At 68.4% G+C, this 13,820-nt stretch carries 13 protein-coding genes and 1 riboswitch; of the genes, 8 read left to right on the forward strand and 5 right to left on the reverse strand.

Annotated elements, in window-relative coordinates; translation table 11 throughout:
- Positions 1-3: 3 nt before the first annotated feature.
- Positions 4-2,109, forward strand: coding sequence for a phosphate acetyltransferase (gene pta, locus E0T84_RS19295; protein WP_138745242.1), 2,106 nt, complete (start codon positions 4-6; stop codon positions 2,107-2,109).
- Complete coding sequence (locus tag E0T84_RS19300; RefSeq protein ID WP_138745243.1) at positions 2,106-3,323, forward strand: acetate kinase; 1,218 nt, start codon at positions 2,106-2,108, stop codon at positions 3,321-3,323. The genes pta and E0T84_RS19300 overlap by 4 nt, the downstream gene beginning before the upstream one ends.
- On the opposite strand, the gene E0T84_RS19305 is transcribed toward E0T84_RS19300, so the two are convergent.
- Genes E0T84_RS19305 through glnX form a run of 3 tightly spaced genes read right to left on the reverse strand, consistent with a single transcriptional unit; the run spans position 3,231 to position 7,803 of the window.
- On the reverse strand, positions 3,231-5,516 hold the full coding sequence (locus E0T84_RS19305) for a serine/threonine-protein kinase PknG (protein WP_138745244.1): 2,286 nt from the start codon (positions 5,514-5,516) through the stop codon (positions 3,231-3,233). The genes E0T84_RS19300 and E0T84_RS19305 overlap by 93 nt on opposite strands.
- A complete protein-coding gene (locus E0T84_RS19310; RefSeq protein ID WP_371726106.1) occupies positions 5,516-6,484 on the reverse strand; it encodes a glutamate ABC transporter substrate-binding protein in 969 nt (322 codons plus the stop codon). Before E0T84_RS19310 ends, E0T84_RS19305 begins: the two co-directional genes overlap by 1 nt.
- The gene (glnX, locus tag E0T84_RS19315; RefSeq protein WP_070187608.1) at positions 6,484-7,803 is read right to left on the reverse strand and encodes a protein kinase G-activating protein GlnX; all 1,320 of its coding nucleotides are present in this window, start codon (positions 7,801-7,803) and stop codon (positions 6,484-6,486) included. The genes E0T84_RS19310 and glnX overlap by 1 nt, the downstream gene beginning before the upstream one ends.
- 135 nt (positions 7,804-7,938) lie before the next feature.
- Here glnX and E0T84_RS19320 point away from each other — a divergent pair, with 135 nt between their 5' ends.
- Complete coding sequence (locus tag E0T84_RS19320; RefSeq protein WP_070187609.1) at positions 7,939-8,445, forward strand: NUDIX hydrolase; 507 nt, start codon at positions 7,939-7,941, stop codon at positions 8,443-8,445.
- Here E0T84_RS19320 and thiE read toward each other — a convergent pair.
- Positions 8,439-9,110, reverse strand: coding sequence for a thiamine phosphate synthase (thiE, locus tag E0T84_RS19325; protein WP_070187610.1), 672 nt, complete (start codon positions 9,108-9,110; stop codon positions 8,439-8,441). The genes E0T84_RS19320 and thiE overlap by 7 nt on opposite strands.
- A gap of 35 nt (positions 9,111-9,145) precedes the next feature.
- Positions 9,146-9,260, forward strand: a riboswitch (TPP riboswitch).
- Between thiE and thiO the strand changes: the two genes are divergently transcribed.
- The 5 genes from thiO to E0T84_RS19350 all read left to right on the forward strand — a co-directional run bounded on the left by thiO (position 9,251) and on the right by E0T84_RS19350 (position 12,973).
- On the forward strand, positions 9,251-10,270 hold the full coding sequence (thiO, locus tag E0T84_RS19330) for a glycine oxidase ThiO (RefSeq protein ID WP_138745245.1): 1,020 nt from the start codon (positions 9,251-9,253) through the stop codon (positions 10,268-10,270). Its footprint overlaps the riboswitch before it by 10 nt.
- Positions 10,267-10,467 carry a sulfur carrier protein ThiS gene (thiS, locus tag E0T84_RS19335; protein ID WP_019344619.1) on the forward strand — a complete coding sequence of 67 codons (201 nt, stop codon included), beginning with the start codon at positions 10,267-10,269 and terminating at the stop codon, positions 10,465-10,467. Before thiO ends, thiS begins: the two co-directional genes overlap by 4 nt.
- Positions 10,460-11,242, forward strand: coding sequence for a thiazole synthase (locus E0T84_RS19340; RefSeq protein ID WP_138745246.1), 783 nt, complete (start codon positions 10,460-10,462; stop codon positions 11,240-11,242). The genes thiS and E0T84_RS19340 overlap by 8 nt, the downstream gene beginning before the upstream one ends.
- A gap of 64 nt (positions 11,243-11,306) precedes the next feature.
- Positions 11,307-12,218, forward strand: coding sequence for an ABC transporter ATP-binding protein (locus tag E0T84_RS19345; protein WP_070187644.1), 912 nt, complete (start codon positions 11,307-11,309; stop codon positions 12,216-12,218).
- A complete protein-coding gene (locus tag E0T84_RS19350) occupies positions 12,215-12,973 on the forward strand; it encodes an ABC transporter permease (protein ID WP_070187613.1) in 759 nt (252 codons plus the stop codon). Before E0T84_RS19345 ends, E0T84_RS19350 begins: the two co-directional genes overlap by 4 nt.
- Before the next feature lie 6 nt (positions 12,974-12,979).
- On the opposite strand, the gene E0T84_RS19355 is transcribed toward E0T84_RS19350, so the two are convergent.
- Entirely contained in the window at positions 12,980-13,669 is a 690-nt protein-coding gene (locus E0T84_RS19355; protein WP_070187614.1) for a slipin family protein, read from the reverse strand.
- Between the last annotated feature and the right edge of the window lie 151 nt (positions 13,670-13,820).

Raw genomic sequence — 13,820 nt, forward strand, 5'->3', positions numbered from 1 at the left:
GCCGTGCCGGATGGAAACATCGCGACCGCGATCTACGTAGCTTCACCCGAAGGGGACACCGGTAAATCCACCATTGCGCTGGGCATTCTGCACCGGTTGGCCGCGACCGTGCCCAGGGTGGGGGTGTTCCGCCCCATCACGCGCCTCGGTGAGGACCGCGACTACATCCTCGAGTTGCTGCTGGCCGGGACCACCGCGGGGCTGAGCTACGACGACTGTGTCGGGGTCAGCTACCAGCAGGTGCACGAAGATCCCGACGTCGCCATCGCCGAGATCGTCGACCGGTTCCACCGCGTGGCCGAGAAATGCGACGCCGTGTTGATCGTGGGCAGCGACTACACCGACGTCGCCACGCCCAGTGAGCTGAGCATGAACGCCCGCATCGCGGTCAACCTGGGTGCACCGGTGGTGCTCGCGGTCAAGGCCGCCGACCGCACGCCCGGTGAGGTCGCCCACGTGGTGGAGGTGTGCCTGGCCGAACTGAACCACCAGCATGCGCATGCCGCGGCGGTGGTGGCCAACCGGTGCGACCCGGCGCAGCTCGACGCGGTGGCCGCGGCCCTCAAACCGCTCGGTTCGCCCGCCTATGTGCTGCCCGAGGAGCCGGTGCTGGTGGCACCGTCGGTGGCCGAACTGCAGGTGGCGGTCGACGGCACGGTGATCGCCGGGGATCCCGAGCTGCTCTCGCGTGAGGCGATGGGCGTGATGGTGGCCGGCATGACCGCCGAGCACTGCCTGGAGCGGCTCACCGAGGGAGTCGCGGTGGTGACCCCGGGCGACCGTTCGGACGTGGTGCTGGCCCTGGTGAGTGCCCATGCCGCAGAAGGCTTTCCGTCGCTGTCGTGCATCATCCTCAACGGCGGTCTGGCGCTGCATCCGGCCATTGCTTCGCTGGTAGAGGGGCTGGGGCAGCGGCTGCCGATCGTGGCCACCGAGTACGGAACCTTCGAGACCGCAAGCCGGGTCGCCGGGGCGCGCGGTCGGGTCACAGCGAAATCGCAGCGCAAGATCGACACCGCGCTGGCACTGATGGACAAACACGTCGACGTCAACGACCTGCTCGATCAGCTGAGCATCCCGATCCCCGCGGTCACCACCCCGCAGATGTTCACCTACAAACTGCTCGACCAGGCCCGTTCGGACCGCAAGCGCATCGTGCTGCCCGAAGGTACTGACGACCGCATCCTCAAAGCCGCCGGCCGGCTGCTGCAACACGGGGTCGCCGAGCTGACGATCCTCGGTGAGGAGAGCCAGATCCGCTCCCGGGCAGCTGAACTCGGTGTGGACCTCGACGCGGCGGCGGTCCTGGACCCGCGTACCAGCCAGTTGTGCGACCAGTTCGCCGAGCAGTACGCCGAGTTGCGCCGCAAGAAGGGCGTGACGGTCGAGCAGGCCCGCGAGATCATCCACGACGTGTCGTACTTCGGCACGATGTTGGTGCACAACCAGATGGTCGACGGCATGGTTTCGGGTGCGGCACACACCACGGCGCACACCGTGCGTCCGGCCTTCGAGATCATCCGCACCGCGCCCGGGATCTCCACGGTGTCCAGCATCTTCCTGATGTGCCTGGCCGACCGGGTGCTGGCCTATGGCGACTGCGCGATCGTGCCCGACCCGACCTCCGAGCAACTCGCCGACATCGCGATCTCCTCGGCCCGCACCGCCGCCCAGTTCGGCATCGATCCGCGCGTGGCCATGCTGTCCTACTCGACGGGCACCTCGGGTACCGGCGCCGATGTCGACAAGGTCAGGGCCGCGACCGAATTGGTCCGTCAGCGGGAACCGGACCTGTTGGTCGAGGGCCCGATCCAGTACGACGCGGCAGTGGAGCCCTCGGTGGCGCTGACCAAGATGCCGGATTCGGCGGTGGCGGGACGGGCCACCGTGCTGATCTTCCCCGATCTCAACACCGGCAACAACACCTACAAGGCCGTGCAGCGAAGTGCCGGTGCGATCGCCATCGGCCCGGTGCTGCAGGGGCTCAACAAGCCGGTCAACGACCTGTCCCGCGGGGCGCTCGTGGAGGACATCGTCAACACCGTGGCGATCACGGCGATTCAGGCGCAGGGGCGGCCCGCGGACGTGAGGAGCACCAAAGACTCATGACGGTTCTGGTGGTCAACTCCGGGTCTTCGTCGCTCAAATACGCGGTGGTCAAACCGGATTCGGGCGAGTTCCTGGCCGACGGCATCATCGAGCAGATCGGCTCGGCGCAGGTGCCCGATCATGACGCCGCGCTGCGGGCGGCGTTCGACGAGTTGGCCGCGCAGGGTCTGCACCTGGACACGCTGGGCCTGGTGGCGGTGGGGCATCGGGTGGTGCACGGCGGCAAGACCTTCTACCGGCCCACCCTGATCGACGGCGAGCTGATCGCCAAGGTGCAGGAACTGGCTCCGCTGGCCCCGCTGCACAATCCGCCCGCACTGCTGGGTATCGAGGTGGCGCGCAAGCTGCTGCCCGATCTGCCGCACGTCGCGGTGTTCGACACCGCGTTCTTCCACAACCTGCCCGAGGCGGCCGCGACCTACGCCATCGACCGAGAGGTGGCCCAGCGCTGGGGTATCCGGCGCTACGGCTTCCACGGCACCTCGCACCAGTACGTCAGCCAGCAGGCCGCTGCCTTCCTGGATCGCCCGTACGAGTCGCTGAATCAGATTGTGCTGCACCTGGGTAACGGTGCGTCGGCGTCGGCGATCGCCGAGGGGCGGGCCGTGGACACCTCGATGGGCCTGACGCCGATGGAGGGCCTGGTGATGGGCACCCGCAGTGGCGACGTCGATCCCGGGATCATCATGTACCTGTGCCGCACGGCAGGCATGGGTGTCGAGGACATCGACACGATGCTCAACCGGCGCTCTGGTGTGCGCGGCCTCGGCGGCGAAAACGATTTCCGTAAGTTGCACGCCCGGATCGAATCCGGCGACGACAACGCGCAATTGGCCTACGACGTCTACATCCACCGGCTCCGCAAGTACGTCGGCGCCTACCTCGCGGTGCTGGGCCGCACCGATGTCATCAGCTTCACCGCGGGAGTGGGGGAGAACGATGCCGCGGTGCGCCGCGACGCGCTGGCCGGGCTGACCGGGCTGGGCATCACGATCGACGAGGCGCTCAATGCCTCGTCCTCACGCGAGGCCCGTCGCATCTCCACACCGGACTCAGCGGTGACCGTGCTGGTGGTGCCGACCAACGAGGAGTTGGCGATCGCGCAGGCCTGCGTGCGGATATCAGAAGGTGCTCATCGGCCGCACACTGTTGGCCAGGTCGATCAGCGCGTACCGATGCGCCTGCGTGGGGGCGACGCGGGCCAACGCCCGTAGCGACGCCTCGACGCCCAGCTTGAGACCGTGCTCGGTGAACGGGAATCCGAGAATGTGATTGCTGCTCGCCGAGTTGTCGGCCAGCCAGTCCATCGCGGTGCCCAGCACCAGCGCCCTGATCTGCAGCACGCGCGGCTCCGAATCGGGCAGCGCCTCCACCCGCCGGGCCGCATCACGGATGTTCTGTTCGGTGATCTCGCCGGTGGACCGGCCCGAGAGCAGGGTCACCGCGCTGGTCAGCCGGGCAGTGGTGAAATGTCGTGAGGTGGGCGGGACTTCGTCGAGCGTCTCGACTGCCTTGTCGCGGGTCCCGGCGACCGACTCGGCGCGGGCCAGGCCGAAACCGGCTGAGATGACGCCGTTGTCGGTGCTCCACACCGTGTTGTAGAACTTGAGCTCGTCGGCAGTGCCGGCCAACTCGGCCGTGGCGGCCAACGCCAGCTTGGGTGCCAGCTCGCCGGGCAAGGTGTCCAGTACCTCGGTGAAATGCTTTGTCGCCGAGTCGTAATCGGCTGAGAGCATCTCGGCCACAGCGCGGAACCACACCAGCTGCCAGCGCCAGCCGGCCCAGGTGGCCAGGTCGTCGAGTTTGCGCGTGGCCTTGGCGACGTCGCCCAGATCGAGCAGGGCGCGTGCTTCCATCAACGGCAGCTCCACCGACTCGGCCAGGTCCACCCCCTCGGAGTCGAGAGAGCCGTGGCGCGCGGCACGCAACTGGTCGAGGGTGTGCACGGGTTGGCTGAGCACACTCGCGACCAACATCGGCGCACCCACATCGGTGCGATCCACCAGCGGTACCGGCAGCGCCCGCACGATCTCCTGGGCGGTCAGCTTCTCCGAATGCACCTGCCCGTCAACGTAGACATCGGTGTGGGCGACCAGAAGGTCGACTCCGAACGTCGACCGGGACGGACTGAAGACGGTCGACAGGCCGGGGCGGGGGATCCCGGTGTCGGCCGCCACCACTTCGCGAAGCACACCGAGCAGCTGCGACGACATCTCCTCGGCGCTGGTGAACCGACGCCGCGGATCGGGATCGATGGCCCGGCGCAGGAACCGGCCGAACGAGTCGTAGGTGTCGAGCACCGGGTCCTCCGAAGGAAGACCGTCGACGTAGCGGCCACGGCGGGTCCGCAGATTCAAGGTCAGCGCGGCCAGCGTGCGCCCCACGGTGTAGATGTCGGTGGCCACCGTCGGTCCGGTGCGCACGATCTCGGGGGCCTGGAATCCCGGTGTGCCGTACAGGTACCCGTAGGAGTTGAGCCGCGACACCGCGCCGAGGTCGATCAGCTTGAGCTGCGCCTCGGTGATCATGATGTTCTCGGGCTTGAGGTCGTTGTAGGCCAGCCCGATCGAATGCAGGTAGCCCAACGCGGGCAGGATCTCGAGCATGTAGCCGATCGCCTCGGCCACCGGAAGCCGGGTTCCCCTGGCCTGTTTCAGCGATGTTCCGCCGACGTACTCCATCACGATGTAGCCGACCGGATTACCGTGCTTGTCGTCGTGTTCGACGAAGTTGTAGATCTTCACGATCCCCGGATGGGTCACCTCGGCCAGGAACTGGCGTTCGGCCATGGCGATCGCCTGGGCTTCCGCGTCACCGGAGTGCACCAGACCTTTGAGCACGACGGGGCGTTCGTTCACGTTGTGGTCGAAGGCCAGATACACCCAGCCCAATCCACCGTGGGCGATGCAGCCCTTGATCTCGTACTGGTCGGCGACGATCTCACCCGGCGACAACTGCGGCAGGAACGAGTACGCGCTGCCGCAGTGCGGGCACCAGCCCTCTGACAAGGCGTGCCCGTCGGACGACGACCGGCCGACCGGCTTGCCGCAGTTCCAGCAGAACCGCTTCTGTTCGGCCACGACCGGGTTGGTCATCAACGCCGCCAACGGGTCCCGCTCGGGCACCCGTGGGATCTCCACCAGTCCGCCGCCCAACCTGCGGATCGGAGACAGGATCCGGGTGGCGATCGTGGCCAGGTTCTGCGGTTCGGTGTCGGCCCCGCCGAACGGCCCATCGTCGGAATCGTCGAACTCCGGACGGAACACCGCCTGGGTCGCCATGGGCCGTATGGTCGAATGCGAGTCCATGTCGAGGTCTTCCAGGCTCGCCGGCTGTGTTCCGGGACCGCCTGCGGTGTCGGGGGTTTCCGGAAGATCAGCAAGATCAGCGTCGTCGGGCTTCTTCATCAGTCGACATACCTCGCGACCGGGGGTGAGGGCGCCGGACCCAGGACCGTCAACCACTTGCGGTACAGCGTGTTCCAGGTGCCGTCGCGGCGGATGCGTTCCAGTGTCGCGTTGACCACCCGGACCAGCGGTGTGTTCTCCAGGTTCAACCCGATGCCGTAGGGCTCTTCGTTGAGGCTCGGGCCGACGATGTGCAGATAAGGATCCTGCGCCACCAGTCCGGCCAATATCGAATCGTCGGTGCTGACCGCGTCGGCCTGCCGCTGCTGCAGTGCCACCAGACAGTCGGCCCAGGTCACCACCGACACGATGATCGGTGACGGGCTGATCTGCTGGATCCGTTTGAGCGAGGTGGTGCCGTCCACCACGCACACCCGCTTGCCGGAGAGATCGGAGGCCTGCGAGATGTTGGAGTCCCGCGGGGCCAGGATCCGTTGGTGGGCCATCAGATACACGGTGGAGAAGTTCACCTGCTTGCGGCGCTCACAGGTGATGGTCATGGTCTTGACCACGATGTCCACCTGGTTGTTCTGCAGGGCCGTGATGCGGTCGGCCGAGGACAGGATGCGGTATTCGACCTGTGACGGCGTGCCGAAGATGTCGCGCGCCACCTCTCCGGCGATGTCGACGTCGAAGCCGTTGATCTGACCGGTGATCGGATCGCGGAACGAGAACAGATTGCTGCCGATGTCCAGCCCGACGATCAGCCGTCCCCGTTCGCGGATCTTGGCCACCGCGGCGTCGGCGTCGGCCTTGTTGCTGAACGGCCGCAGACTGGCAGTGCGGTTGCACTCGTCGGTGTTCGGCGTCGGCACCCGCACCGGTTGGGGGGCGAGTTCCTGCATGCCGGCCGGGCTGGGTGGCGCCAGCGTCATCGTCGGCGCCGTCAGGGCCGGCGCGCTCTGACTGCATCCGGCCACGGCCAGGGCCGCCGTCAGGACGGCCAACATCTTTCGCATCGTTCCCATCATCTGTACTCGCTGAGTCGAGGCCACAGGCCCAGGGCCACCGCCAGCGCGGCGGCCACACTGAGCAGGGCGGCACCCACCGTGGCACCGGACAGCACCCGGCGGGCATTGGCGATGTCGTTGCGCAGCTGACTGCGGCTCTCCTGGATGCCCTTGGACAATGCGTCGTCGAGCTTGTCGAAGGCCGGCGTGGAATCATCCTCGCCGGTGCCCAATGCCACCTGCGTCGCGGCCTGATAGTTGCCCACCGCGATGTAGGCGTTGATCCGGTCATCGGCCGTGCGCCACTTGGTGAGCAGTTGTTCGGCACCGGTCAGATCGCTCTTGTCGATACCGGTGTCGCGGGCCAGATACTGCGCGAGTTGCTGCTGCATCGCCTCGATGCGCTGGTAGTAGGACTGCTTGCGCAGGTTTTCGTCGCCGCGCCGGATCAGGGCCAGCGTCTCGTCGGCCCGGGCCTGCTGGGCGGTGATGGCCAGGTTGGTCACCGTCTTGAGGGATTCGGCGGCGGTGTCCTTGGCGCTGCGGCTGTCCGAAGTCGAGATCACCAGCGCGGTGGTCACCCAGATCAACATGATCAGCACGGCCAGCCCGCCCGCCACGAAACCGATGTTTACCCGCCGCCTGGTCCGGCGCGCCAGCCAGCGATTGGCGAACACCCCGAACATCAGCGTCGCCAACACCACCAGCATGACCGGGGCCGGGATCCGGGTGGAGGCCGTCGTCTCGGCGTCCACCCGGGCGGAGGTCTCCTCGTAGAGCCGTTGCGCGTCGGGCAGGATCTGCGACTGCATCAGCGCCGAGGCTTCCGACAGGTACGACGAACCGACCGGGTTGCCCGCCCGGTTGTTGGTGCGGGCGGTCTCGACCAGGCCGGTGTAGACGGCCAGCCGCGCGTTGATCCGGCCGAGCAGTTGCACCAGCGTCTCGTCGGTCAGCCCGCTCGATGCCCGCGTCACCGCCACCGAGGCGTCGGTGATCGCCTGTTCGTAGCGCTGCCGCACATCGCGGGGTTCGGCACCGGCGATGAAGGCGGTGGCCGCGGCGGCGTCGGCCACCGACAGCGTGGTGTAGAGCTGGCCGGCCGCGAACGCGAGCGGCTCGGTGTGGTCGAGCACCGTGGTCAACGCCTGCTGGCGGTCGTTGATGGTGGTGGACGTCGCGAATGCGCTGGCGAGCACGAGTGCGGACAACACGAGCCCGATCGTCAGGATGCGCCCGGGAGTGGTCCACAGAAACCACCAGCGTGGGTGGGCAGGAGTAGTCGGCGACCGGGACGCGAGCGGTTCGGTCGAGGGATGTGCCAACTCCACAGTCACCTGCGCACGGACCTCATTTAGTTTCGGTGCAATCGGGGCGTGCCACCACTATAAAAAAATTCTAAGAGGGCTGCGCTTAGGCTCGCGGAGAAATTGGGCCGCACCGAAACTGGCGCCGTTCCTTATCCTGTACGGGTGCGCGGCGACGGTGACGGCTGGGTGTTCTCCGACAACGGCGCCCGCTATTGGGGGCGTCACGGTGCGGCGGGCCTGTTGCTGCGGGCGCCGTGGCCCGGCGCAGCGGCGGCGGTGCTGTTACAACACCGGGCGCCGTGGAGCCATCAAGGCGGCACGTGGGCGTTGCCGGGCGGTGCCCGCGACAGTCACGAGACCGCCGAGCAGGCCGCGGTCCGGGAAGCCAACGAGGAGGCCGGGGTGACGGCCGAGCAGCTCACCGTGCGGACCACCGTGGTGACTGCCGAGGTGGCCGGCATCGGCGGCACGCACTGGTCCTACACCACGGTGATCGCCGACGTGCCCGAACCGCTGGCCACGATCCCGAACCGGGAGAGCTCCGAGTTGCGCTGGGTGGCCGAGGACGAGGTCGCCGAATTGCCGCTGCATCCCGGCTTCGCCGCGAGCTGGGCGCAGTTGCGGGTGGTGACGGCGTCGCTGCCGCTGGAGCGCAACCGGCATCAATAAGCCCTACTGAGCACGTCCTTCAGTTCTTCGGCAGCCGCCCGAGGGTCTTCGGCCGCGGTGATCGCGCGCACCACCACGATGCGCCGGGCACCCGCGGCGAGCACCTCGGGTAGCCGCTGATGATCGATCCCGCCGATGGCGAACCACGGCTTGGCCGGTTGCCGCGCAGCCGTCGAGCGCACCAGGTCCAGGCCCGGCGCGGAGCGTCCCGGTTTGGTCGGAGTCGGCCAGCACGGCCCGACACAGAAGTAGTCCACTGCTTCATCGACTGCGGCCGCGGCCTGCGCGGTGTCGTGGGTGGAGCGGCCGATCACCGGGCGCTCTCCGATGATGCCGCGGGCGATGTCCAGCGGCAGATCGTCCTGACCGAGATGCAGGACATCGGCCCCGGCCGCCAGGGCGATGTCGGCGCGATCGTTCACCGCCAGCAAGGCGCCGTGCCGCCGCGCCGCGTCGGCCAGTACTTCGAGCGCCTCGAGCTCCTGGCGTGCCTCCAACGGTCCGAACTGCTTCTCCCCGGCCGAGCCCTTGTCGCGCAGCTGGATCAGATCAACCCCGCCGGCCAGCGCCGCGTCGGCGAATTCGGCCAGGTCACCCCGCTCACGGCGGGCGTCGGTGCACAGGTAGAGGGTGGCGCGCTGCAGACGGTCGACGGGTGATTCCACACCGCGACGGTAGCCGGTACCGCCCGAGTACCCTGGACTGGCAATACGGGAGTCCCTGGGACGAGGGGCTGAGAGTGGGCATCCGGACCGGCCCTTACCGTCACACCTGATCCGGGTCATGCCGGCGTAGGGAGCGGAGTATGGCAAAAGGAGGAGCCGGAACACTCGCTGTCATCGGCGGCGGTGTGATCGGGCTGTCGGTCGCGCGCCGGGCCGCGCTGGACGGCTGGAGTGTGCGGCTGCACTGCAGCACGGAACGCGGCGCGTCGTGGGTGGCCGGTGGCATGCTGGCCCCGCACAGCGAAGGCTGGCCGGGCGAGGAGCAGATGCTGCAGATCGGCCTGGAGTCGCTCAAGCTGTGGCACTCGGGGTTCCTCGACGGGCTGGCGCCCGAGGTGGTCACCGCACGGGAGTCACTGGTGGTCGCCGTGGACCGGGCCGATGTCGCCGACCTGCACACCGTCGCCGAATGGCTGTCCGCCCAGGGACAGCCGGTCGAGTTGACCACCGCGGCCCGCGATGTGGAACCTCTACTGGCCCAAGGCATCCGGCACGGATTCCGGGCCCCCACCGAACTCGCCGTGGACAACCGTGCCGTGGTCGACGGACTGGCCGCGCGCTGCGAACAGCTGGCGGTGCGGTGGGCCGGGCCGGTCGAGGACCTCGCCGACGTGCGAGACGCCGACATGCTCGTCGTCGCCAACGGGATCGACGCGCCCAAGCTCGTGGCAGGCCTTCCGGTGCGCCCGGTCAAGGGCGAGGTGCTGCGGCTGCGGTGGCGCAAGGGCTGTATGCCGGTGCCGCAGCGGGTGGTGCGGGCCCGCGTGCACGGCCGTCCGGTATACCTGGTGCCGCGCGCCGACGGTGTGGTGGTCGGTGCCACCCAGTACGAGCACGGCCGCGACACCGCGCCGGTGGTCAGCGGGGTGCGCGACCTGCTTGAGGACGCTTGCGCGGTGATGCCGGCCCTGGGTGAGTACGAACTTGCCGAGACCGCGGCGGGGCTGCGTCCCATGACACCCGACGGGCTGCCGGTGGTCGAACGGGTCGACGAGCGCACCCTGGTGGCCGTGGGACACGGCCGGAACGGATTTCTGTTGGCGCCGTGGACCGCTGAGCGGATCGCGGCTGAACTCGAGGTGAGCGTGGGAGCGAAATGATCACCATCACGGTCAACAACGAAACCCTCGAGGTGGACGAGCAGACCACCATCGAGGGGCTGCTGGAAACCCGGGGCTTCCCGGACAAGGGCATTGCCGTCGCGCTGGACTGGTCGGTGTTGCCCCGCTCCGAGTGGGACCGGACGTTGTCCGACGGCGCCCGGGTGGAGGTCGTGACGGCGGTGCAGGGTGGCTGATTCTGTGTTGCGCATCGGGGGCCGGGAGTTCGGCTCGCGGCTGATCATGGGTACCGGGGGCGCACCGAATCTGGCTGTGCTGGAAGAGGCGCTGATCGCCTCGGGCACGGAGTTGACCACCGTGGCGATGCGACGCGTGGACGCCGAGACCGGTACCGGGGTGCTCGACCTGCTCAACCGGCTCGGCATCGCGGCCCTGCCGAACACCGCCGGCTGTCGCGGTGCGGCCGAGGCGGTGCTGACCGCGCAGCTGGCCCGGGAGGCGCTGGGCACCGACATGGTCAAACTCGAAGTCATCGCCGACGAGCGCACCCTGTTGCCCGATGCCATCGAACTGGTCAAGGCCGCAGAGCAATTGGTCGACGACGGATTCATCGTGCTGCCCTACACCAACGACGACCCGGTGCTGGCCCGCCGGCTGGAGGATGCCGGTTGTGCCGCCGTCATGCCGTTGGGTTCGCCGATCGGCACCGGCCTGGGCATCTCCAACCCGCACAACATCGAGATGATCGTCGAGCGGGCCGGGGTACCGGTGGTGCTGGATGCCGGTATCGGCACCGCCTCCGACGCGGCGATGGCGATGGAATTGGGTTGTGACGCCGTGCTGTTGGCCACGGCCGTCACCCGGGCTTCCGACCCGCCGACCATGGCCGCCGCGATGTCCGCGGCCGTCACCGCCGGGTACCTGGCTCGGCAGGCCGGCCGGATCCCGAAACGGTTCTGGGCTCAGGCGTCGAGCCCGGCTCTCAGCGCTGATACCGGGCGTGCCCAGTGACGGGAATGTTCGGTTGAACTGAACCTGAGCAGTCAGAACGGCACCGCCTGCAATGATGGCGGTGATGATCGAACTCACGGGGCTGACAAAACTCTATGGATCCCACCGAGCTGTCGACGATCTGACGTTCACCGTCGAACCGGGCGTGGTGACCGGATTCCTGGGGCCCAACGGCGCGGGGAAGACCACCACGATGCGGTTGATCCTCGGGCTCGACCATCCCAGCGCCGGGACCGCGACCATCGACGGCAAGCGATACCGCGAACTGCACGATCCGTTGCGATCGGTGGGCGCCCTGCTCGATGCGCGGCAGGCCCATCCGAACCGCTCGGCCCGCAACCACCTGCGCTGGATCGCGGCCGCCAACCGGATTCCGTCGGCCCGGGTGGACGAGGTGCTGGAGATGGTCGGGCTGACCTCGGCTGCCGACCGCAGTGCCGGCACGCTGTCGCTGGGCATGAGTCAGCGCCTCGGCATCGCCGCCGCACTGCTGGGCGATCCGCCGGTGCTGCTGTTCGACGAACCGGTCAACGGGCTCGACCCCGAGGGCATCCATTGGGTGCGCACCCTCATCCGCAGCCTGGCCGCCGAGGGCCGGACGGTGTTCGTGTCCAGCCACCTGCTGGCCGAGATGGCCAACACCGCCGATCGACTGGTGGTGATCGGGCAGGGCAAGCTGATCGCCTCGACCACCGTGAACGAGTTCGTCAGCGGTACGTCCGCCGACACCGTGCGGGTACGTAGCCCGCAACTGGAGTCTCTGCGCGAGGTTCTCACCGACGCCGGTTTCGAGGTGGAGGCCACCGCCGACGGCGACGCGCTGGCAGTGCACGGCGCAGCCATCGAGGTGATCGGCGACCTGGCCGCGCGCAACGCCGTCACCCTGCACGAGTTGAGCCAGCGGCAGGCCTCGCTGGAGGAGGCATATCTGAAACTCACCGACGACGCGGTCGACTACCGGGCGGCCCAGGCATGAGCGCGCTGTCCGCGCTCGACGCCGAGCGCATCAAACTGTCCACCACCCGCTCCCCGCTGTGGTCCACGGTCGGGGTGGCGGTACTCAGCCTGGGGGTGGCCGCCATGCAGGGTATGGGCGCGCATCACTACGCCGGGCTGCCTCCCGCCAAGGCCGCGCTCGGCGTCGCGGTGTTCGGGGTTCCGGTACTGATGGTGTTGTCCTCGATGACAATGACCGGCGAATACCGCAGCGGGCTGATCCGCACCACCTTCCTGGCCACGCCGAACCGTACGCAGGTGCTGGCCGCGAAAGCGGTGGTGTGCGCGGCCTTCTCGTCGGTGTGTGCGGTGGTCATGGTGCTGGCCTCGGTGCTGGTGGCCCGGATGGTGGCCAACCCGGTGGTCGGAACGCAACTGTCGCTGGCCAATGCGGCGACCTGGCGGGTGGCCGGCGGGTTCGCCCTGTATGCCGCGCTGGCCGCGGTGCTCGGCGTGGCCGTCGGTGCGCTGGTCCGATTCGCGGCCGGTGCGGTGGCGGTTCTGCTGCTGTGGCCGCTGGTGGCCGAGCCGCTGCTGGGGAACATGCCCAACTCCGGCCCCCAGACCGGGCCCTGGCTGCCGTTCGCCAACATGTTCACGTTCCTGCACGTGGACTGGCTGTTCCCGGCGTATGTCATGCCGTGGGGTGAGTTGGGCTCGCTGGTCTATTTCCTGGTGTGGGTCGCGGTGGCGTTCGTGGCTGCCGCGGTGGTGCTGAACAGGCGTGACGCCTGACCCGGATCACTCCGGGTCAGACGCCACATCCGTCGAACCACCCACTGCGAGTACCACCTTCGACCCGTACGGCACCCGCTGGACCAGCTGCAGCTGCGCCAGCGCCGGGTGGGCATCCAGCAGCTTGCCGGCATTGGCCAGCGCCCGCAGCGCGGCGGTCTCGGCGCGGGCGGCTTCCAGCTTCGCCGCACCGGTGGCCTTGGCCGTCGCCAACTGCAGCGCCGCGGCGCGGATCTCGGCCGGGACGATCACGTCCTTGACGAAGGCCCCGATCACCTCGACGCCGGTGCGGGCACCGGCCGTGCGCGCCGCGGCGGCGATCGCGTCGGCATCAATACGGTTGCCGCGCTGCATCACCTCGTCGGCGGTCACCGCGGCGGTGAGGTCACGCAGTGCGATCTGCGCGGCCAGGTACACCGCGGCCATCGGATCGGCCGCTGCTTCCACGTAGGCCACCGCGTCGCTCACCTTGAACTGCAGTGCCACGCTGATACGCAGCGTCACCGCATCGGAGGTCAACACCTCCTGCGGCGCCAGCGTGAGCACCTGCTCACGCATCTCGACACGCACCACCGAGGCCGCCACATCAATGCGGTGACGGCCCGGCGGCAGGACACGACCCAGCGTGCCGTCGCGGTACTCCAGTGCGCACTGGCCCGCGGAAACAGTGATTCGGTTGAACGTGAAGATGCCCATGTCGTGTCCTCCTTCCGGTATGTGTCTGTGCGGCAAAGGGATACCGCCGCCGGACGCGATCAGTGACGGGGCGTCGCACCCCCGTACCGGCGGATGTGGGCCACAAGGTCACCGATCGGGTGAACCCGGCGACGGTATCGGGATTGCAGGA

It is taken from the genome of Mycobacterium sp. DBP42 (assembly GCF_005924235.1).
Lineage (GTDB): Bacteria > Actinomycetota > Actinomycetes > Mycobacteriales > Mycobacteriaceae > Mycobacterium > Mycobacterium syngnathidarum.